Origin of the sequence: Luteimonas campi (assembly GCF_051162505.1) — a bacterium.
GTDB lineage: Bacteria > Pseudomonadota > Gammaproteobacteria > Xanthomonadales > Xanthomonadaceae > Luteimonas.
Window position 1 is genome coordinate 762,578 of the sequence record NZ_JBNWEM010000001.1, and the last position, 20,425, is coordinate 783,002.

General features: G+C 70.1%; 19 protein-coding genes and 1 pseudogene. 9 read left to right on the forward strand and 11 right to left on the reverse strand.

What is annotated here, in order from left to right; all coding sequences use genetic code 11:
* The first annotated feature begins 46 nt into the window (after positions 1 to 46).
* Positions 47 to 457, forward strand: a complete 411-nt coding sequence (locus tag ACQYVW_RS03440; protein WP_434935877.1) for an acyl-CoA thioesterase — start codon at positions 47 to 49, stop codon at positions 455 to 457.
* Positions 458 to 467: 10 nt separating this feature from the next.
* Here ACQYVW_RS03440 and ACQYVW_RS03445 read toward each other — a convergent pair whose 3' ends face one another.
* From ACQYVW_RS03445 to ACQYVW_RS03470, 6 genes are all read right to left on the reverse strand, one after another.
* Complete coding sequence (locus ACQYVW_RS03445; RefSeq protein ID WP_434935879.1) at positions 468 to 1,898, reverse strand: sigma-54 dependent transcriptional regulator; 1,431 nt, start codon at positions 1,896 to 1,898, stop codon at positions 468 to 470.
* Positions 1,899 to 2,060: 162 nt separating this feature from the next.
* Positions 2,061 to 3,401 (reverse strand): SlyX family protein, encoded by a 1,341-nt coding sequence (locus tag ACQYVW_RS03450; RefSeq protein ID WP_434935881.1) that lies wholly within the window; start codon positions 3,399 to 3,401, stop codon positions 2,061 to 2,063.
* Between the two features lie 130 nt (positions 3,402 to 3,531).
* Positions 3,532 to 4,032 carry a hypothetical protein gene (locus ACQYVW_RS03455; protein WP_434935883.1) on the reverse strand — a complete coding sequence of 167 codons (501 nt, stop codon included), beginning with the start codon at positions 4,030 to 4,032 and terminating at the stop codon, positions 3,532 to 3,534.
* Positions 4,032 to 4,724, reverse strand: a complete 693-nt coding sequence (locus ACQYVW_RS03460) for a C39 family peptidase (RefSeq protein WP_434935885.1) — start codon at positions 4,722 to 4,724, stop codon at positions 4,032 to 4,034. The genes ACQYVW_RS03455 and ACQYVW_RS03460 overlap by 1 nt, the downstream gene beginning before the upstream one ends.
* Complete coding sequence (locus ACQYVW_RS03465) at positions 4,724 to 5,113, reverse strand: hypothetical protein (protein WP_434935886.1); 390 nt, start codon at positions 5,111 to 5,113, stop codon at positions 4,724 to 4,726. The genes ACQYVW_RS03460 and ACQYVW_RS03465 overlap by 1 nt, the downstream gene beginning before the upstream one ends.
* A gap of 116 nt (positions 5,114 to 5,229) precedes the next feature.
* Positions 5,230 to 6,153, reverse strand: coding sequence for a hypothetical protein (locus ACQYVW_RS03470; RefSeq protein WP_434946057.1), 924 nt, complete (start codon positions 6,151 to 6,153; stop codon positions 5,230 to 5,232).
* A gap of 585 nt (positions 6,154 to 6,738) precedes the next feature.
* Here ACQYVW_RS03470 and ACQYVW_RS03475 point away from each other — a divergent pair.
* Positions 6,739 to 7,515, forward strand: coding sequence for an enoyl-CoA hydratase/isomerase family protein (locus tag ACQYVW_RS03475; protein ID WP_434936508.1), 777 nt, complete (start codon positions 6,739 to 6,741; stop codon positions 7,513 to 7,515).
* 15 nt (positions 7,516 to 7,530) lie between these two features.
* Here the strand turns inward: ACQYVW_RS03475 and ACQYVW_RS03480 are convergent, their stop codons facing one another.
* From ACQYVW_RS03480 to ACQYVW_RS03490, 3 genes and pseudogenes are all read right to left on the reverse strand, one after another.
* Positions 7,531 to 8,391 (reverse strand): sulfurtransferase, encoded by an 861-nt coding sequence (locus ACQYVW_RS03480; RefSeq protein WP_434936510.1) that lies wholly within the window; start codon positions 8,389 to 8,391, stop codon positions 7,531 to 7,533.
* Positions 8,388 to 9,202 (reverse strand): annotated as a pseudogene (locus ACQYVW_RS03485) (NUDIX hydrolase). The gene ACQYVW_RS03480 and the pseudogene ACQYVW_RS03485 overlap by 4 nt, the downstream one beginning before the upstream one ends.
* A 174-nt stretch (positions 9,203 to 9,376) precedes the next feature.
* On the reverse strand, positions 9,377 to 10,090 hold the full coding sequence (locus ACQYVW_RS03490; RefSeq protein WP_434936511.1) for an FKBP-type peptidyl-prolyl cis-trans isomerase N-terminal domain-containing protein: 714 nt from the start codon (positions 10,088 to 10,090) through the stop codon (positions 9,377 to 9,379).
* 193 nt (positions 10,091 to 10,283) lie between these two features.
* On the opposite strand from ACQYVW_RS03490, the gene ACQYVW_RS03495 reads away from it, so the two are divergent.
* The 3 genes from ACQYVW_RS03495 to nth are packed head-to-tail and all read left to right on the forward strand — an operon-like array spanning position 10,284 to position 12,119.
* Positions 10,284 to 11,066 (forward strand): enoyl-CoA hydratase/isomerase family protein, encoded by a 783-nt coding sequence (locus ACQYVW_RS03495; protein WP_434936513.1) that lies wholly within the window; start codon positions 10,284 to 10,286, stop codon positions 11,064 to 11,066.
* A gap of 10 nt (positions 11,067 to 11,076) precedes the next feature.
* Positions 11,077 to 11,433 (forward strand): hypothetical protein, encoded by a 357-nt coding sequence (locus ACQYVW_RS03500; RefSeq protein ID WP_434946058.1) that lies wholly within the window; start codon positions 11,077 to 11,079, stop codon positions 11,431 to 11,433.
* A complete protein-coding gene (nth, locus tag ACQYVW_RS03505; RefSeq protein WP_434932594.1) occupies positions 11,430 to 12,119 on the forward strand; it encodes an endonuclease III in 690 nt (229 codons plus the stop codon). Before ACQYVW_RS03500 ends, nth begins: the two co-directional genes overlap by 4 nt.
* Before the next feature lie 192 nt (positions 12,120 to 12,311).
* Here nth and ACQYVW_RS03510 read toward each other — a convergent pair whose 3' ends face one another.
* Entirely contained in the window at positions 12,312 to 13,874 is a 1,563-nt protein-coding gene (locus tag ACQYVW_RS03510; protein ID WP_434946256.1) for a M28 family metallopeptidase, read from the reverse strand.
* A gap of 322 nt (positions 13,875 to 14,196) precedes the next feature.
* Positions 14,197 to 15,498: a porin gene (locus tag ACQYVW_RS03515; protein ID WP_434946059.1), complete on the reverse strand. Its 1,302-nt coding sequence runs from the start codon at positions 15,496 to 15,498 to the stop codon at positions 14,197 to 14,199.
* A gap of 286 nt (positions 15,499 to 15,784) precedes the next feature.
* Between ACQYVW_RS03515 and pstS (ACQYVW_RS03520) the strand changes: the two genes are divergently transcribed.
* The 4 genes from pstS (ACQYVW_RS03520) to pstA all read left to right on the forward strand — a co-directional run bounded on the left by pstS (ACQYVW_RS03520) (position 15,785) and on the right by pstA (position 20,419).
* Positions 15,785 to 16,807 carry a phosphate ABC transporter substrate-binding protein PstS gene (gene pstS / locus ACQYVW_RS03520; RefSeq protein WP_434932592.1) on the forward strand — a complete coding sequence of 341 codons (1,023 nt, stop codon included), beginning with the start codon at positions 15,785 to 15,787 and terminating at the stop codon, positions 16,805 to 16,807.
* Between the two features lie 509 nt (positions 16,808 to 17,316).
* Entirely contained in the window at positions 17,317 to 18,402 is a 1,086-nt protein-coding gene (gene pstS, locus ACQYVW_RS03525; protein WP_434932591.1) for a phosphate ABC transporter substrate-binding protein PstS, read from the forward strand.
* A gap of 164 nt (positions 18,403 to 18,566) precedes the next feature.
* The gene (gene pstC, locus ACQYVW_RS03530; RefSeq protein ID WP_434932590.1) at positions 18,567 to 19,535 is read left to right on the forward strand and encodes a phosphate ABC transporter permease subunit PstC; all 969 of its coding nucleotides are present in this window, start codon (positions 18,567 to 18,569) and stop codon (positions 19,533 to 19,535) included.
* The gene (pstA, locus tag ACQYVW_RS03535; protein WP_434932589.1) at positions 19,535 to 20,419 is read left to right on the forward strand and encodes a phosphate ABC transporter permease PstA; all 885 of its coding nucleotides are present in this window, start codon (positions 19,535 to 19,537) and stop codon (positions 20,417 to 20,419) included. The genes pstC and pstA overlap by 1 nt, the downstream gene beginning before the upstream one ends.
* Positions 20,420 to 20,425: the final 6 nt, after the last annotated feature.

Consider the following 20,425-nt stretch of genomic DNA (forward strand, 5'->3'; position numbering starts at 1 on the left):
CGCCCGCAGCCCGCACGGCCGCTTCGCTTCCCATCCGAGTTCCGACATGAGCCTGGACAACCGTACCGCCCTGTTCCGCCTGCCGATCGAGCTGCGCTGGCGCGACCTGGACGCGTTCAACCACGTCAACAACTCCAACTTCATGACCTATCTGGAGGAGGCGCGGATCCGCTGGTTCGAATCGCTGGGCGAGCCTTGGCTGACCGAGACCTTCGCGCCGCTGCTGGCCGCGGTACAGATGAACTACCGGGTGCCGATCCCCTACCCCGCGCGCGTGGTGGTCGAGCTGTTCGCCGACCGCGTCGGCACGACCAGCGTCACCATCGGCCATCGCATCGCCGCCGAGGACGGCACCGTCCTGTATGCGGACGGGCACGTGGTGATGGTCTGGATCGACCGCGCGACGGGGCGGCCGACGCCGCTCCCCGAGGCGGTGCGGCGCGTCGCGAGCGGCTGACGCCCGGCGTTCAGGCGCCGTCCCTGCCACCCTTGACCAGCGCCAGTCGGCGCCACTGCGCTTCCGGCCGCGCCTCGTGCAGGCCGTGGCGCAGCATCAGGCGGTAGAGGGTGACGCGCGAGATGCCCAGTTCGTCCGCCGCCTGGCCCACGCGCTGGCCATTGCGCGCCAGCGCGCGCTCGATCGCCGCACGCTCGCCCTCGCGCCGGGCCAACTCGATCGTGACGCCGGTGCACGGCTGCGGGTCGCCGTCCTCCAGCTGCAGGTCGCGTGCCGAGATGTAGCAGCCCTCGGCCATGACCATGGCCTCACGCACGCGGTTGATCAGTTCGCGCACGTTGCCGGGCCAGCCGTAACTCTGCATCGCACGCAACGCGCAGGCCTTGAACCCCTTGAGCCGGCCCTGGACCTCGCCCGCGTGGCGCTGCAGCGCATGGTGCGCGATCAGGACGATGTCGTTGCCCCGTTCGCGCAGGGCCGGCATCCGCAGTTCGATCACCCGCAGCCGGTGATAGAGGTCGGCACGGAAGCGGCCTTCGGCCACGGCCTTGTGCAGGTCGACATGCGTGGCGCAGACGATGCGTGCGTCGACCCGGATCGACTCGCGTCCACCCAGGCGTTCGATGCGGCCCTCTTCCAGGAAACGCAGCAGCGAGGCCTGCGACTCCATCGGCAGGTCCGCCACCTCGTCCAGGAACAGGGTGCCGCCGTGCGCCTGTTCGACGCGCCCCAGCTTGCGCTGCACCGCGCCGGTGAAGGCGCCGCGCTCATAGCCGAACAGCTCGGACTGCATCAGGCTGGAAGGGATCGCACCGCAGTTGATTCCCACCAGCGGCATGCCGCCGCGCCTGGACTGGCGATGGATCTCGGCTGCGACCAGTTCCTTGCCGGTGCCGGTTTCGCCCGAGAGGAACACCGGCGCCTCGCTGCGCGCAGCCTTGCGCACGCGTCCTGCCAGGCGCCGCATCCCCTCGCTCTCTCCGACCAGGCCCGCGATCGGCTGCCGCACCGCATCCGCAGACGGCGCAACCGGCGGCAGCCGGGACATGCCCAGCGCGTGGCCGAGCACGATCGCCAGGGTGCCCTCGTCGCAAGGGTGGGTCAGGTAGTCTCGGCAGTAGCTGTGCACCAGCCGGCCCAGCGCCTCGCAATCCAGCTGCGTTTCGTGCAGCACGGCCACCCACTCCACACCGGGATGGGCCAGCGCCTCCACCAGCGCGGGCCGTGCGACCAGGTCGGGTGCGCCGGTGCGCGACACGCCCCGCAGATCCAGCAGCCCCACGCCGGGCGAGGCCTGCAGCCGCAGCCGCAGCGCAACCCGCTCCACATCTTCCGGGCCATGGGTCCGCCACCCCGCGGCGCCCAACCCGCGTTCAAGTTCGCCACCATCATCGGTGCGGTGCAACTGCAGATGGATCAACGCGCGCGTTTCAGGATGCATGCGGGATGGCTCCCCGCATCCTCCCCCTGAGGGATGCCGGATTCTTGTTGTTGTAGCCATCGGAACGCGGCGGGCACGCGGCGGCGGCCACGACGTTCTCCACATCGCTGAACGCGGTGCGGCATCGCCCCGCCGCCATCGACGGGCATGGGAGGCGCAGCGCTAGAAACGGATGGGCATGCGCACGGCGAGCGAGACATCGGGCGTGTCGCGGGTCACGCCGACGCCGAGTGCGACATTGAGGCTGGCGCGGTCGCTCAGCCGGTAGGAGCCCCCGATCACCAGCGTCCCCAGGACCACGCGGACCGCGCCGGGCGCGTCCTCGCCGTTCTGCTTGGTACGGTCGACGATGCTCTGGTCGTAGCCGAAGCTCACCGCCGCGCGTTCGTTGAGGGCCAGGCCCATGCCGAAGTTGAAGCCGATGATGTCGCCGGCGTCGACCGTCCCCAGCAGTTCGGTCGTGGTCTGCGGATAGCCCTCGGGCGCGCCCGAGAGCACGGTTCTGGACACATCGTCGCGCTCGAAGTTGTGCAGGTAGCTCAGGCTGCCGAAGAACACCACCGGATCGGAGGCGTAGAGCCAGGTGATGCCCGGCTGCAGCGCGGAGAAACCGCTGCCGGTCGGCAGGTCCAGCGGCAGGCCGGTGCCGGTGGCGTTGGCCACGCAGCGGGTCACGCAGTCGGTGACCACCTCGAACAGATCGCGGCCGGTGCGCGTCTTGTAGCGCAGCCAGAGGACGTAGAACGGCCTGTCCGCGCCGCCCTGGTTGAGCTGGTATCGGGCGGTGACCTCGACGTCCCCCAGGCCCTTGCCGTCGGCCTGGAACACGCTGTCCTGGGCCGACCCGGTGAAGATCTCGCGGCTGACGGTGTCGCTGCTGATGTAGGAGAACGGCGCCTTCACTTCCAGCTCGAAGCGGCCACCGATGCCGTAACGCGCGGCCAGCGCCGCGGTCAGGCTGGTGGTCTTCACCTGGCGCACGTCGATCAGGCCGATCAGGATCGCCGGAATGACGGTGTAGCCGACCAGCGCGACGCGATCGTTGCTGGAATAGCCGAACTGCAGTGAAGGCTCGAGCACCAGTTGCCCGGCCGGCGTGAGCACGCCCGGCTGTTCGAAGATGCGCGCCACCTCGGGCGGGCGTTCCTCCGGATCCGGCGGCCGGCCGACCTGGGTATCCGCCGTCGCATCGGCGTACGCCGGCGCTTCGCCGTCGCCGAGTGCCGCCTGGCCCGGTGCGTGGACCGCCGCGGCCTGCCCCATCGTCAGCGGCAACTGCGCCGCGTTGCCCCCGCGTGCACGCAGGTCGTCGAGCCGCGGAGCACCCAGTTCACGCGCGAGGCCGTCGATCGCGGCCTGCTGGCGTTCCACCAGGTGCTGCAGGCTGCCGATCTGGCGATCCTGTTCTGCCAGGCGCGCTTCCAGCTGGCGCAGGCGGTCCTCCGGCGGGGCATCCTGCGCGCACGCGGCGCCGGCCATCAGCAGCGAGCAGCCCGCGAGCACCGGCCATGCGACGCCAGATCGCGCCGCTGGCTGGCGCGTGCGCGATGCTGCGCCGGGTTGGGCCGATTCCGGATGGAGCCACGGTGTGTTCATCGCGCACTTCCCTGTCGCACGGAGGTTTTCATCGTCGCTAGAGGCCGCCCAGCGAGCCGGAAGATGCCGACCGGAGCGCCTGCGCCGTATTCAGCGTCTGCAGCAGGCCGAGCGCATTGGAACCTGCCTCCAGCGTGCTCTGGACCTGGATATGCTGGCCATCGAGGGAGTTCTGGATCACCAGCCCGCCGGTCTGGATGTGGGTCGCATTGCCAGTGCCGATCTGGACGAGTTGGGTCTGGCCAAGCGCGGCCAGCTGTCCCGCCTCCTCCGCACTGATGCGCCCCACGTCCGCCACCTGCACGCGCAGCGCGGATGCCAGCGCGCCGTTGACGAGCACGGTGCGCTCGAAGCCGAACGACACCTGCAGGCCGGAGGGCATCAGGAACCCGCCACGCTGCTCGTCGAGCGCGGCCGGTTCCAGGCGCGGCCAGTCTTCGTCGAGTCCCACTCCCCCGGCGCGTTCGCCCGCGCGAATCGACGCCGCCGCCATCGAGCAGGCCAGGACCAGGAACAGGAGCAGTGGACGGAGCGCCATCAGATATCCCCCGGACCACGGCGAGGGATCACGACGTCCTGCAGCCCTTGGCGCTGGATGCCCGCCTCCAGCGGCGCGGCGGGCGCGAGATTCCAGTCGCGCGCCTGGTTGAAGCTGGCCAGTTCGCGCCGGTTGTGGACGACGAACAGCACCCGGTTGTCCCAGATGCGCTCGAAGTCGCGACGCGGGATCGACCGCGTGCCGCGCGCCGGATCGGCCACCAGCACGCGGCCCTGGCGCAGCCCGCGGACCACGACGAAGTGCCGGTACCCGTGGTCGTTGATCAGCACGATCGCGGGCAGTCCCTGATCGAGCAGCTTGTCGAGCGGCACCTGGAAGCCGTCGGCCTGGAACCCGCGCGATGCGAGGTAACGGCGCATGTCGAGCAGCGAGAATCCCTCGGCCCGGATCCGTGCCTGGTCGCCGGTGGCGTACATGTGCCGGAACACCTCGGCCTCGTCCACCGGCATCCCGTACTGGTAGGTCAGCAAGGTCGCGACTGCGGCCGATCCGCAGCTGAAATCGTATTGCTGGCGCACGGTCGAACGGAACCGCGCCTCTTTCAGGCTGGTCACCGGCACCGAATAGCCGCCGCCATACGGAACGCGCAGGTCCATCGCACCGGCCGGCACCGCGACCGCGTGCGAGGCCAAGGCCAACAGCGCCGCCAGCATGGATGCGTGCGGCTTCATCAGGGCCCGCTTCCGAAGCGCACGTTCACCGAGGTGCCGTTCTGGATCAGCACGTTCGACCCGCTGTTCTGGATCACCGTGGTCAGGCCGGCGGCGTTGGCGAACGCACCGCCCTCGATGCGGTTGTCGCCCGCGATCACCTGGCTCGCGGTATTGCCCTCGACCGTGCCGTGATTGTCGACCTCCACGATCACCTGGCCATCGCCACCACGCAGGCTCGACAGCGCCTCGACCTCGAGCGCAGGGCCCAGTTCGCCGTCCTCGGTTCTCGGCGGAGCCTCTACGGCTGCCGCGCGCCCTGCATCCGCCGGCGGCGTGGCCATCGTCGGCAGCGCGGCCAGCAAGAGGGCGCCGACCAGCAGCGGGCGCCAGACATCGCATGTGTCCATGGATCCTTCCTCCAGGCGCGCAGAAAGCGCGCGGCATGCCCGGGATGCAGCAACCGGTCGCGGTGCGGTGCGCATCGCGACCGGTCGGATTCGCCCCCGCAGGGGCGGATCAGCCGTTACGGTCCGACGCTGAGGTTGGCTTGGACCGTCACGCCCTGCTGGATCAGGGCCGCGGCGCCACTGTTCTGCGCCATGACCATGATGCCGGCGGCCGCATTGCCGGAGCCGTTCATCGCATTGGACATGTTGAAATTGCCGGTATCGGCGTAGGCCACACCGCCGTCACCTCCGCGACCACCGTTGCCGCCGCTGCCGTCGCCGCCGGTGGCATCGCCACCACGACCGGTGCCGCCCGCGCCACCGGCACCGCCCCAGGCGGACGCATCGCCGCTGCTGCCGCTGTTGCTCGCGGTGCTGTCGCCGCCGGTGGCGGAGGTGTCCGCGTTCGACGATGCATCGGCCTGCGACTGGCTGTCGGCGCTCGCCGCGCCTGCGCCGCGCTCGCGGGTCCGGCTGCGCGCTTCGGCGTAGGCATCGGACGCCGAACTGCCTGCCGCCGCCGTCTCGGTCCCGCTGCCCGAATCTCCGGCGCGGTCGCTCCACGAGCCCGCATCGCCGCCGTCGCCACCGTCGCCGCCGCTGCCCGCGCCGGCCGACGCCGTGCCACCCAAGCCGGTGCCGCCCGGCCCGCCCGCGCCACCGTCGGCGCTGCCGCCGTTGTTGGCGACATTGCCCAGGCCCGACACGCCATTGCCGGTGACCGTCCCGCTGAGCTGGGTGGTCGCCACCACGGTGTTGGAGCTGGTGTTGAACGAATCGGTGGCGGTGTTGGTGGTGCTGGCCATCGCCGTGCTGTAGTTGTCGGCCGCCGCGCTGCCGTCGCCCGAGGCCACGGCCTGGGTCATGTTGTCGCGGTTGTTGCCGCGGGTGGAGTTGTTGTCGCCGGCGCCGGCTTCGGTCTGGTCCTGGGCCATGAGCTGGCCCGAGGCACCCAGCACGACCAGGACGGCCGCAGTGAGGATGCTGTGTCGAATGCGCATTGAAATACTCCTTGGGTTCGTTGCGCCAAACCCCGGTCGTCATGACGGGCGCTTGCGCTGCAGCGTCTCCGCAAGACCGGTGCCAATCGCAGCCCGCACCCGTAAGGCACCGGATTCGCTGGAGTTATCCGCGGGCAGGCGCGCTGCATGAGCGCGAACGCACGTTTTCCGGCCGCAAATGTTTCACAGCTGCAACCAGGGCGATGCACGAATGGGCCGGAGATCGCCCGGCCGCGGCTGCATCCCCGCTGCCAGCGCCGGCTGCGGCGTGGATTGCGGATGATTCAACGCTGCAACATCGGTGGCGTGCTGCGGCTGTTCGTGCTGCGCGGGAAGACAGCAACGCAGGGCGACGCGCGCGCCGGGCGGCGCCTTAGCCGGATGGGCGCCGTCGCGGATGCGGGTGGACGCACGCCGCATCCGGCATGCGCGCTGGCTCGAGCAGGCGCTCGCTGTTTCGCATCCGCAGGCACCCGCATGTTCCACTCGTCCAGCGGCTCTGCCGTCCCCGCCATCGCCATCGCGCTTCGCTTCCCACCGCGCCCGACGGATCGCGACGGAAGGACGGCGCGCGCCGCCACTATGATGTCCACCACCTACCCGCGGATCCGGCCGATGATCGAACACAGCCAGCACGACGGCATCCATGAACTGCGCCTGGCGCGCCCTCCGGTAAACGCGCTGGATCCGGCCCTGTGCCGCCTGCTGCGCGAAGCCATGGACCGCGCCGTGGCGGACGGCGCGCAGGGCATCGTGCTGAGCGGTGGCCCGGGCGTGTTTTCCGCCGGGCTGGACGTGCCGCATCTGCTGGGCCTCGATGCAGTCGCGCTGCGCGCGGCTTGGGAAGGCTTCATCGACGCGGCGCGGGCACTGGCGCAATCGCCGGTCCCGGTCGCCGCCGCGCTCAACGGCCACAGCCCGGCCGGCGGCTGCGTGCTGGCCCTGTGCTGCGATTACCGGGTCATGGCCGCGGGCGAATACCGGATCGGCCTCAACGAAACCCAGGTCGGGCTGATCGCGCCGGAAGGCATCCAGCGGCTGATGCGCCGCGTGGTCGGGCCGCACCGTGCCGAACGCCTGCTTGTGGCCGGGGCGATGGTCGACGCGCAACAGGCGCTTTCCATCGGCCTGGTGGACGAACTTGCCGCCATCGAGGACGTGCCGCAGCGCGCACACGCCTGGCTGTCGCAGCTGCTGGTCCTGCCGCGCAAGCCGATGCTCGCCACGCGCGCGATCGCGCGTGCCGAGGTGGTGGCGGCGCTTCGGCCGGAACTGCTCGAACTGGACCGCTTCGTCGAAGCCTGGACCGATCCGGACACCCAGTCCGCGCTGCGCGCCCTGCTGGCCCGGCTCGGCAAGTAGCGGCGCCCCTGCCGCTCAGGCGTCGCCGGTCGCCACCGGCCGCGCCGGGTCGCTGATCCAGCCGCTCCAGGAACCTGGGTAGAGGCGCGCGCCGTGCAGTCCGGCGTGCGCCAGCGCAAGCAGGTGATGGCAGGCCGTGACGCCGGAGCCGCACATGGCGACCAGTGCGCTGGCGTCGCGCCCGGCCAGCAGGGCTTCGAATTCGGTCCGCAGGCGCGCGGCCGACTTGAAGCGGCCCTCCTCGAGGTTGGCCGCGTAGGGTCGGTTGACCGCACCGGGGACATGGCCGGCCACCGCGTCCAGCGGTTCGATCTCGCCACGGAAGCGCTCGCGCGCGCGCGCATCGACCAGCAACCCGCCGCGCTCCAGATGACCGGCCACTTCGTCGGCGTCGACCAGGCTGGACGCGTCGAACCGGCCCGCGTAGGGCACCGGCGCCGGCGACAGCAGGTCGGCGTCCACGGGAAGGCCCAGCGCGGTCCAGCGCGACCAGCCCCCGTCCAGCACGGCCACGTGCTCATGGCCCAGGGCACGCAGCAGGCACCAGAGCCGGGCCGCATGGGCCCCGTCGCCGGCGTCGTAGGCCACCACCCGGCTGTGCGGCGCGATGCCCCAGCTCGACAATCGGCGGACGAACGCGGCGGCGTCCGGCCAGGGGTGACGTCCCTGTCCCTGTCCCGCGTCAGGCGGCCCGGACAGGTCCTGGTCCAGGTGCGCATAGCGCGCGCCGGGCAGGTGCGCCTGACGGTACGCGCGCTCGCCCTGCGCCGTGTCGGCCAGCGAGAAGCGGCAGTCGACCAGCACCACCTCCGCCTCCCCGAGCGCGGCTGCCACCGCCTCGGGCTGCACCAGCGCATTCCACCCGCCCGTGTTCATGGCAATGCCTCCAGCCGCTGGCGCAGGTTGAACAGGATCGAAGCGGTCACGCCCCAGATCAGCTGTCCGGGCGCGCCGGGATAGGGAGCGTACTCGAGCACCCGTCGTGGCTGGCCGGCGAACTCGATGGAACGCTCGCGCAGGTGCCGCGGCGCCAGCAGGAAATCCAGGGGAACTTCGAACACGGCAGCGACTTCCCGCGGATCGGGACGGGGAATGAAGCCCGGATCGAGCTGCGCGATCAGCGGGACCACCCGGTAGCCGGTGATGGTGCGGACCGGGTCGAGGTAGCCCAGCGGCCGCGCCTGGGCTGCAGGCAGGCCGATCTCCTCCCGGGCCTCGCGCAGCGCGGCGTCGAGCACGCCGGCATCTTCGGGATCGACCCGGCCACCGGGCAGGCTCACCTGTCCCGCATGCAGGCGCAGCCCCTCGTTGCGACGCGTGAGCAGCACCTGCAGTCCATCGGCGCGCGGAACCAGGCCCAGCAGGACGGCCGCGTCCAGCGGCGGCATCGCCTCCAGCAGGCCATCGAGTTCGGCCAGGTTCCATTCCGGCCCCGCCGGCACCTGGCCCAGCGGGTGCAGGGCGCGGGCGATGCGATCGAGCTCCGCTGTCCCCGCCATCAGCTGGTCCGCTGCGCCTCGCGCCGCGGGAGTTCGTGGTCCATCAGGTGCTGGCGCTCGTCCTCGCCCATCAGCGTCCATCGCGTGATCTCGCCGACATTGCGATGGCAACCCAGGCACAGGCCGTCCTGGTCCAGGGTGCACACCCCGGTACAGGGGCTGGGAACGGCGCGCAGTTGGGCACTCATGCTGGAAAGTATCTGAAACGACAGCGCCGGCGGGAAGCCGGCGCTGGGGTGACTGCTGCAGGGCCCGCGCCATGAGCGGGCAAGAGTCGGGCGTGTGGCCGCGGAGCGTGGCGCGCCTGAGACCCGTTCCTGCGGCCCGGAGCGATGGGTCGCCGCGCTAGGCGCGGCGCCCAATCACTTGACGCTGACCAGCTTGACGTCGAACACGACCGCCTGGTTGGCCATGCGCCCGGCGCGCATGTCGGTGCCGTAGGCCTTGTCGCCCGGCAGCACCACTTCCCAGCGCGCGCCGGCTGGCATCTGCAGCAGCGCCTCGCGCAGCCCCGCGAGCGGGATCTGGCTGACCTTCATCGTCACCGGGCCGGCCTGCTGGCCTTCCGGCGCCTGCGCGGTGTCGACGAACACCGTGCCGTCGGGCAGCGAGCCCTTGTAGTTCAGCTGCACGTCGCTGGCCTGGGTCGGCTTGGCGCCGTTGCCAGCTTCGATCACGCGGTACTGCACGGTGCTGCCCGGAACGGTCTGCACGCCGGCCTTGGCGCGGTTCTGCGCGAGGAAGGCATCGCTCTGGGTCTTGTTCTGCGTCGACATCTGGGCGAACTCGGCCTCCATCTTGGCCTGCTGCCGCTTCTGCATGTTTTCGACCGCGGTCTTGAGCTGATCGACCGGCACCGCCGGCTGCTTCTTGGCGTACGCGTCCTGGATCGCCTTGATCACGGTGTTGACGTCGACCGCCTCGCCGCGCGCGGTCAGTTCCGCCAGCTCGACGCCGGTGTTGAAGCCGATCGCATAGCTCAGCTTGCCTTTTTCGGACGTGGTGTCCTGGGCGGAAGCCGCCGCGGAGACCAGGGTGATTGCCGCGAGGGAGGCGGCAAGCAGACGCAATTTCATTCGGTCACTCTCCAGGAATTTACGGTCGGCCGGTGGACCGGCCCGGACACGACAGGGGGCGGTCGAACCGCCCCCAGTGGACGCGCTAGGATAGCGGCCGCCGGGCTTAACCGCCACTGACGCCTCCCTCCGACAAGCGCGGGGCGGACAAGTTCACCGCCGGCCCGGATTCCGCCTTCATCTTCCCGAACCGATGACCGACTCGCCCCTGCTGATCGAAGACCGCGGCGCCATCCGCGTCCTGACCCTCCACCGCCCCGAGCGCCTGAACGCGCTGGATTCGGCGACCATCGCCGCCCTGCACGCGGCCGCCGACGCCGCTGCGGACGATCCTTCGGTGCGGGTGCTGGTGCTGACCGGCGCCGGCTCCAAGGCCTTCGTGGCGGGCGCGGACATCTCGGAGATGTCGGGCCTGACCGCGAGCGAGGGGCGCGACTTCTCGTTGCGCGGCCAACGCATGATGCGGCGCCTGGAGACCCTGCCCAAGCCGGTGATCGCGATGCTGAACGGCTTCGCCCTGGGTGGCGGGCTGGAACTGGCGATGTGCTGCCATCTGCGTATCGCCTCGGAAACCGCGAAGCTCGGCCAGCCCGAGATCAACCTGGGCCTGATCCCCGGCTTCGGCGGCAGCCAGCGCCTGCTGCGCCTGGCCGGACGCGCCGCGACGCTGGAGCTGTGCCTCTCCGGCGCGCCGATCGACGCGGCCCGCGCCCTGCAGCTGGGCATCGTCAATCGCGTTGTGCCCGCCGGCGACCTGGAGACCGCGACGATGGCGCTGGCCACGCAGCTGGCCGGGGCCGCGCCGCTGGCGCTGCGCGGCATTCTCGACTGCGTCAATACCGGCGGCGAATGCGGCATCGAGGAAGGCCTGGCCTATGAGGCCGCGCAGTTCGGGCTGGTGTTCTCGACCGGGGACATGCGCGAAGGCACGGCCGCCTTCCTGGCCAAGCGCAAGCCGGAATTCCGCGGACGCTGAGTCCGGCGCGATGCCTCCGACCCACGATCCGGGCGCGCGCGCCGACGGCGCGTTCCTGGCAGACCTGCTGCGGGTCGGCGATGTCGATGCCGCGATCGATGCGGGCCTGATGGACTTCGCCGGTGACGCCTCGCTGGACCCGGTGGCGCTCGCCGTGGTGATCGGCGCGCGGGACCGGCTGCGGCAAGCCTGGGACGCGCGCGAACGCCATCGCGCGCGCGCGGCGCGCCTGGCCCGCCGCGCGGCCGAGCGCGAAGCCCGCCGGCATCCGCCGCAAACCGCCAGCGCAGGGCCGGCCGCCGCACTTCCGCCTGCCGCTGCGGCCGCGCTGGCGCGGGCACGGGCGCGTGCGGGCGGCACGCCATGAGCCTGCCGCGCAAGGCGCCGCGTAAACGCACGCTCCCGCGCAGCCGCCTGTCTCCCGATGAAGCGCGCGAGCTGTTTGCACGACTGGCCGAGATCGATCCCGAGCCGACCACCGAACTCGAATACTCGAGCCCCTTCGAACTGCTGGTCGCGGTGGTGCTGTCGGCACAGGCCACCGACGTGGGCGTGAACAAGGCCACGCGGCGGCTGTATCCGGTCGCCAACACGCCCCAGGCGATCCTCGACCTGGGCGAGGACGGGCTCAAGCGCCACATCTCCACCATCGGCCTGTTCAACGCCAAGGCCAGGAACGTGATGGCGCTGTGCCGCATCCTGGTCGAGCAGCACGGCGGCGAAGTGCCGCGCAGCCGCGAAGCGCTCGAAGCGCTGCCCGGTGTGGGCCGCAAGACCGCCAACGTGGTGCTCAACACGCTGTTCGGCGAAGGCACGATCGCGGTCGATACGCACATCTTCCGCGTCGCCAACCGCACCGGACTGGCGCCTGGCAAGGACGTGCGCGCGGTCGAGGACGGATTGATGAAGGTGGTGCCGCAGGAGTTCCTGCTGGGCGCGCACCACTGGCTGATCCTGCATGGCCGCTACGTGTGCAAGGCGCGCAAACCCGACTGCCCGCGCTGCATCATCCGCGACCTGTGCCGCTACAAGGACAAGACGCCACCCGCCTGAGTATCGAGCGCGAGCGCGCGCGACGCTACTGCGCACCGGCGTCAATGCGCCCGCTCGCCGGCAAGCCCATGGGCGGGGCCGCCATCGGCTGCCGGGCACTCGCTGCCGGCTCTCCCATCGCGCCCGGCCGCTGCAGGGCGCTTGGCCACGACGCGGTCCCGGCCCAGGCCAGGCCGGCGCCGGGATCTGCGATCACTCGTCGTCGCGTTCGGTGAAGGGCTTGCGCGGCATGCGCTCGGCGCGCGTGGCGGCGTGCCAGGCGAACGAGGCGATGATCGCCGCAGCCTGCTTCAGGTCTTCCGGCACCACATGGTCGTAGGTGTCGAGGTGGGTATGGTGCACGCGCGAGAAGTAGTCGGCCGGGTCCTGCACGAACTGGAAGCCTGGCAGGCCGACGCGATCGAAAGCGATGTGGTCGGTGCTGCCGGTATTGCGGGTGGTGACGATGTCGGCGCCCAGGTCCTTGAACGGCTCCAGCCAGGCCTTGAAGATCGGCACCGCCGCGTGGTTTTCCTGGGCGTAGATGCCGCGGATGCGTCCGGTTCCGTTGTCGAAGTTGAAGTAGGTCGAGAAGCGGTCGTAGCCGCGCTTGCGCTGCAGCGGGCCGGTGCCGCGCTGGAACGCGCGCGGCAGCACCCGCTGCTCGGGGTCGGTCGGCTCGGGATAGGCCGCCAGGTGCTGCGAGACATAGCCGGCCGAGCCGTTGAGCCCCTGCTCCTCGCCGCCCCACAGCGCGATGCGGATGGTGCGGTCCGGGCGCGCGCCGATCGTCTTGAGGATGCGCATGGCCTCCATCATCACGACCACGCCCGCGCCGTTGTCGCTGGCGCCGGTCCCGGTGTGCCAGGAATCCAGGTGCGCGCCGATCACCACCAGCTCGTCGGCCTTGCCGCCCTTGCCCGGAAGCTCGGCGAAGACGTTGGTGGCCGGCAGGTCGGCCTCGCTGGTGAAACCGCCATCGACATCGATGCGCAGGCGCACCTCCTGCGCCCGGTCGACGGCGCGCACCAGCTGGTTGTAGTGCTCGGCCGAGACCACCAGTTCGGTCACGCCGGCCGGCTCGCCTGCCTTGCGCGAGCCGCCTCCGGCCACGCGCAGGATGCCGTTGTCCCAGGAGCTGATCGCGAGGGTCGCCAGCGCGCCCTCCTCGACCAGGAAGGCATTGAGCGCCCTGGTCAGCGCCTGGCGCTTGCGGAACTCGACCAGGCGCTTGGCCTGGGCGTCCTCGCCGGCGCTGTCCTGCGGTACCGGGAAGGTCTGCAGTTCGCCCAGTTCCTGTTCGCTGTAGCGACGGAAGTCGGGACGTTCCGAAGGCTTGTAGGCGCGCGCCTCGTCGAGCAGGACGATCCTGCCGCGCAGCTTGCCCTTGTACTTCTCGAGGTCCGCCACGGTCTTGATCGTGGCGCGCACCACCTCGCCTTCCACCGGACCGTCCGTGCCCGGCGTCCAGGCCTTGGGCAGGGCGTGGATCGGCAGGGTGCGCGGCGACAGCAGTTCCACCCGGGCCGAGCGGAACTCCCAGCCGCGGCCGAAGGCCGGGTCGTAGACCTCGTCGTGCACGTTCGACAGGCCCCAGGCCGACAGCTTGCCCTGCGCCCAGCGGGTGGAGCGCTCGTAGGCCGGCGAATTGGTCAGGCGCGGGCCGATGGTTTCGGTGAGTTCCTTCAGCAGCGCCGGCGCCTGCGAGCGTCCGAAGGCCTCGTGACGGATCTTCGCCACCATGTCCAGGTCGACCGGCTCGCTGGCCTGCACCATCCCTGTGCCGCACAGCACCGCCAGACCCAGCCCCCAACACCAGCCACGTACCTTGCTCGCCACTTCGCGCCTTCCCCTGTATCCGGCTGCCGATGTCCAAAAAAAAGACGATGCCGGGCGCCACTGGCGCCACCGCACCGTCCGCAGATCGCACGCGAGCGCCCTGAAGCGCCGCGTCGCGCCGGACCTTATCGCAGGGCCTGGCCGCAGCCTCCCTGCCAAAGGTCATGGCCCGGCCTGCCCGCTTCGGAAACGCGGCGAGGCCTGAAACGGCGAAGGCCCCGGGTTTCCCCGGGGCCTCCGTTCGCCTGCGCCGCGGCCGTTACCAGGCGAACTGGGTACGCAGCGCGTACTGGCCGGTCTCGTCGCCGGTGAAGGCGTTGTCGCCCTGCGTGTAGTTGAACATGAAGCGCAGGTTCGGGTTGACGTAGTAGTTCACGCCCACGATCCAGCTGTTGACGTCCAGGTCCGGGACGTCCTTGTTCTCGATCGCGTCGTAGCGCGCGGTCAGTTCCCACAGCCCCTTGCCGGCGGCCGAGGCCGAGCCGAACACGCCGGTGCCCGCCTTGTAGCCCTTGTGGCCGCCATTGAGATGCCAGCTGCCCTGCAGGTACCAGGTGGTCACGTCCTGGTCGGGACCGATCGGCTGGCCGAACGAGGCATTGGCGTATTCGCCCTGGAAGAACAGCGGACCGAAGGCGCCGGCCGCTTCCAGACCGTAGGCGGTGACCTCGTCGCCGCTGGCGCCGCTGACCGTGGCGATGGCCTGCGAGGGGCCGCGGCGGCCGGCGTAGTTGACGCTGGCCGTGAGGTCGGCCGAGCCCTTGTTGGCGTTCTCCTGGCTGACCCAGGCGCCGAAGTGCAGGGTGTTGTCGGCATCGTTGATCGGCGCGTAGGTCACGCGGCCGGCGTAGCCCATGCCCTCGTTGCGCGTGCCCGAGGCGCTGCGCAGGTTGAACACGCTGAAGCCGGCGGTGTAGTTGCCGCCCGCGCGCAGGTAGCCCACGCCCTGCTGGAACTGGCGGCCGCCGAACAGGCCGGTCGCGCTGGCGAACGGCCGCTCCATCATCAGGATCTCGTTGGAACTGGTGAGTTCCTCCATCGAGCGGTAAGGCTTGAAGTGACCGATGGTGAACTTGCCGCCCAGCGCCGACTTCGCCACGTACACGTCGCGGAAGCCCTCCAGGCCACCGCCCGCACCGAAGTCGTTCTCGAGCTTGTAATCCCAGCCGTAGGCCTTGCCTTGCAGGGTCAGGCGTGCGCGGCGGAACTCGCTGGTGCCGGTGGTATTGGCCTGGTCGCGATCGAAGGCATAGGCGTCGAAGTGGATGCGACCGCCGATCTGGGCCTCGAACTTCTTGTCGGCCGAGGTGATCTTGATGCCGCCCTTGGTGTCGAGCACCGGCTGGGTGGTCGCCATCTTGTCCAGGTTCTCCTGGGTGGCGACGTTGATGTCCGACTGGGCATCCGAGCGCGTCTCCAGTTCGTCCACCTTGGCGGCGAGCGCGGCGATCTGCGCCTTGAGCTGGACGATTTCCTGGTCCTGCGCGGACTGGGCGGCGGCCGGCAGGCTGCCAAGGCCGAGCGCGGTCGCGAGCGCGGCGGCAAGGATCGTGTGACGCATGAGATGGGTTCCCGATAATGAGTAGTCGAAAGGGCGACGACGCGGGGCCGCCGGACCGGAAGGCGCGTGGGCTGCATGCTGCTGTGGCCCGCCAGGCGTGCACACCATGCGGCGGATCGATGACGCGCAGATGACAGTGCGCGAGGGCGCGGCAGCCGCGCTGGCCCTGGGGGCAGGCGGATGGCGCCGTCATGCAACCGTCATCGCGGCTGCACCCGGCTGTCATCTTCCGGTCGTGCAATGGCGGCCGCAGCGGGACACCTCCCGCATTCACTCCAGGGACTCCATGCACGCCATCCTCAAGACCTCGATCGCCGCGCTCGGCTTCGCCGCGGCCTACTCCGCCGCCCCGGCCTTGGCCAACGACGCCACCGGCGCGGGCGCGTCCTTCGTCTATCCCGCGGTCTCGCGCTGGTCGGCCGATTACCGCGAAGCCACCGGCAAGCAGATCAACTACCAGTCGATCGGCTCCGGCGGCGGCATCGCCCAGATCAAGGCCGCGACCGTGGACTTCGGCTCGTCCGATGCGCCGCTCAAGCCGGAGGACCTGGCCAAGTCCGGCCTGGCGCAGTTCCCCTCCGTCATCGGCGGCGTGGTACCGATCATCAACGTGCAGGGCGTGCCCGCCGGTGCGATGAAGCTCGACGGCGCCACCCTGGCGGCCATCTTCCTGGGCAGGATCACGAAGTGGAACGATCCGGCGATCGTCGCGCTCAACGGCGGAATCTCCCTGCCCGACGCGAAGATCACCGTGGTGCACCGTTCCGACGGCTCGGGCACCTCGTTCAATTTCACCAACTACCTGTCCAAGGTCAGCCCCGACTGGAAGTCGCAGGTCGGCGAAGGCACGGCGGTCAAGTGGCCGGTGGGCATCGGCGGCAAGGGCAACGAGGGCGTCGCCGCCTACGTCAAGCAGATCAAGGGCGGCATCGGCTACGTCGAGCTGTCGTACGCGCTGCAGAACAGGCTGGCCTACTCGCGCCTGAAGAACGCCGCCGGCAACTTCGTCAATCCCAGCGAGGACACCTTCTCGGCCGCGGCGGCCAGCGCCGAGTGGGGCGCGAGCCAGGACTTCTTCCTGGTGATGACCAACGCGCCGGGCGAGAACGCATGGCCGATCACCGCCACCAACTTCATCCTGATGCGCAAGCAGCCGAAGAACGTGGAAGGCGCCAAGGCCGCGCGCGAATTCTTCCGCTGGGTCTACGCCAACGGCGACGACCAGGCGCGGGCGCTCGGTTACGTGCCCCTGCCCGACTCGCTGGTGCGCCAGGTCGAAACCTACTGGACCACCGCACTGAAGTACTGATCGGCGTCCTCTCCTCCGGCGACCTCCCTTTGCGGGCCCATTCGGGCCCGCATTTTTTTCTGGGCTCTTCTCCAACGCGAGAGTTTGCCCGCGGGGCGTAGCCTGGCCGCTTCCGCTTCGAAAGGATGCGCGTCCTGGCGGCCGGGGCGCGCGTCGCGTGGGTGCACGGCAGCGCCAGGCAAGCCATCCACGCTCACCATTTCCCGACTCGCGCGCCGGACCTCCATGCCTCGCTTGAAGCGCCCCCGCCCGCCAGGACGCGGCCTGGTTGCTGTTTGCAGGCGCGTGCCTCGATCAGACGCTGTTTCGGAGCCAGCTGCGCGGCGGCGGTGAGTCTGGTGAGAGGCTCGTCGGCACCCGGAATCCGGCCGCGGGGCTGCTGCGGGCCGGCGCGCCGAGCCGTGTCCGCGCCCGGTGGGACGGCCGGAGCGGCCGCGTCATACACCTGTAACAAAAACATCATTTCATAGCGGCATCCCGTCCAGCCTCCCGGACCTTCGGAGTTGCCCATGAAAGCCCCCATCGCGCGCCTGACCCTGCTGGCGCTGTCGACCGCGCTGTTCGCCGCCGCCTGCTCGTCCGAGAGTCCCACCCCGGGCCAGTCCGCGAATGGCGCCGCAACCGGGTCCGCGGCTGGCGACCGCATCAGCGCCGAAATCTCCGGCGCCGGCGCCTCGTTCATCTTCCCGCTGGTGTCGAAGTGGTCGGCCGACTACAACACCGCCACCGGCGCCAAGATCAACTACCAGTCGATCGGCTCGGGCGGCGGCATCGCCCAGATCAAGGCCGGCACGGTGGACTTCGGCTCCAGCGACAAGCCGCTGTCGAGCCAGGAACTCGCGGAAGCCGGCCTCGGCCAGTTCCCCTCGGCCATCGGCGGCGTGGTGCCGGTGGTGAATGTCGAGGGCCTGCAGCCGGGCCAGCTCAAGCTCGATGGCGCCCTGCTCGGCGACATCTTCCTGGGCAAGCTCGCCAAGTGGAACGATCCTGCCATTGTCGCGCTCAATCCCGGCCTGGCGCTGCCCAACCTCAAGATCAGCATCGTCCACCGTTCGGACGGCTCGGGTACCACCTTCAACTTCTCCAACTACCTCTCGAAGGTGAGCCCCGACTGGAAGGCGAAGGTCGGCGAAGGCACCTCGCTGCAGTGGCCGACCGGCGTCGGCGGCAAGGGCAACGAAGGCGTGGCCTCGTACGTGAAGCAGATCAAGGGCGCGATCGGCTACGTGGAGCTGGCCTATGCGCTGCAGAACGGCATGCCCTACGCCTCGCTGAAGAACGCGGCCGGCAATTTCGTGCAGCCCAGCGAAGCGAGCTTCGCCGCCGCGGCAGCGACCGCCGACTGGGCCAGCGCCAGCGACTTCGACCTGGTGATCACCAATGCCCCGGGCGCGGAAGCCTGGCCGATCACGGCCACCAACTTCATGCTGATGCACAAGCAGCCGAAGGATCCTGCACGCAGCCAGGCCACGCTGGATTTCTTCCGCTGGGCCTTCGAGCACGGTCGCGGCCAGGCCAGCGAACTCCACTACGTTCCGCTGCCGCCTGAGCTGGTGCAGCAGATCGAGGCCTACTGGACGGCCGAGTTCAAATGATGCCCTGCGCCCGCGCCTCCTCCCCGCGGGCGCAAGGCGCCATCCCCGGAGGCGGGGATCGGCAGGTCACGTCCGGGCAGGCTCCCTCTCTCCCCGATGCCCGGCAGGACCCCGATCCTCGCGTCCGCGCGGCCTGAACGCCCCACCCTCCCGCAGGGATACCGATGAACACCGCGACCCTCCCCGCCCCCACGGGCACCGCCCGCGACCTGCGCGATGCGCGCAACGACCGCCTGTTCCGCTGGATCCTCACCGGGACGGTCGTCTTCGTGCTGCTGGCCTTGGCCAGTGCGGCGCTGTCGATGCTGTGGGGCGGCCGCGACGCTCTCGCCAGCCAGGGCTGGAACTTCTTCTTCTCGGCCGAATGGAATCCGGTCGAGAACAAGTACGGCGCCCTGGTGCCGATCTACGGCACCATCGTCACCGCCGTCATTGCCATGCTGATCGCCGTGCCGGTCAGCTTCGGCATCGCTTTCTTCCTCACCGAGGTGGCGCCGCGCTGGCTGCGGGGCCCGATCGGCACCGCGATCGAACTGCTGGCCGGCATCCCGTCGATCATCTACGGCATGTGGGGCCTGTTCGTGCTGGTGCCGGTGATGACCGAACACGTCACCCCCTGGCTCAACGACCATCTCGGCACGATTCCGGGGCTGGGCGTGCTGTTCCGCGGCCCGCCACTGGGCATCGGCATGCTCACCGCCGGCTTCGTGCTGGCGATCATGGTGATTCCCTTCATCTCCTCGGTGATGCGCGAGGTCTTCCTCACCGTGCCGACGCGGTTGAAGGAGTCGGCCTACGCGCTGGGTTCGACCAAGTGGGAAGTGAGCTGGGACATCGTCCTGCCCTATACCCGCTCGGCGGTGATCGGCGGCATCTTCCTCGGCCTCGGCCGCGCGCTCGGCGAGACCATGGCGGTGGCCTTCGTGGTCGGCAACTCCGTGCGGCTGTCGCCCTCGCTGCTGGAGCCTGGCACCACCATCGCCGCGCTGATCGCCAACGATTTCGGCGAGGCCACCGAGACCTACCGCTCCGCCCTGCTCCTGCTCGGCTTCGTGCTGTTCGTCGTCACCTTCGTGGTGCTGGCCATCGCACGCCTGATGCTGATGCAGCTGCGCCGTAAGGAGGGCAACTGATGTCCGCCGTCACCGCCCGCGAACGCGCCGTCGCCGACCGCCTCTACGCGCGCCGCCGCTTCGGCAACGCCCTGGCCATCGCGCTGGGCATCCTCACCGCCTGCTTCGGCCTGTTCTTCCTCGGCTGGATCCTCTGGACCCTGGCCAGCAAGGCCATCGGCGGCATCAACTGGGCGCTGTTCACCCAGATGACCCCGCCGCCGATGCAGGAAGGCGGCCTGCTCAACGCCTTCTTCGGCAGCGCGGTGATGTGCGCGCTGGCCATCGCCATCGGCACGCCGCTGGGCGTGGCGGCCGGCACCTGGCTGTCGGAGTACGGCAAGGCGCGCAAGGCCGGCACGGTGGTGCGCTTCGTCAACGACATCCTGCTGTCGGCGCCGTCGATCGTGCTCGGCCTGTTCGTCTACACCCTGATCGTGATGCAGACCGGCGGCCGCTTCTCGGCCCTGGCCGGCGCGATCGCCCTGGCCTTCATCGTGCTGCCGGTGGTGGTGCGCACCACCGACGAGATGCTGCAGCTCGTGCCCGTGCAGATGCGCGAGGCCGCGCTGTCGCTGGGCGTGCCGCAGTGGAAGGTGATCGTGCAGGTGCTCTACCGCAGCGCCTCGGCCGGCATCGTCACCGGCATCCTGCTCTCGCTGGCGCGCATCTCCGGCGAAACCGCGCCGCTGCTGTTCACCGCCTTCGGCAACCAGTACTGGAACTCGAACGTGCTGCAGCCGATGGCGAGCGTGCCGGTGGTGATGTACCAGTACGCCGGCAGCCCCTACGAATCCTGGCAGCAGCTCGCCTGGGCCGGCGCCTTCGTGCTGACCGTGTTCGTGCTGCTCGTCAGCCTGTCGGCGCGTGCGCTCCTGCTGCGCAACAGGATTTCCCATGACTGACCTTTC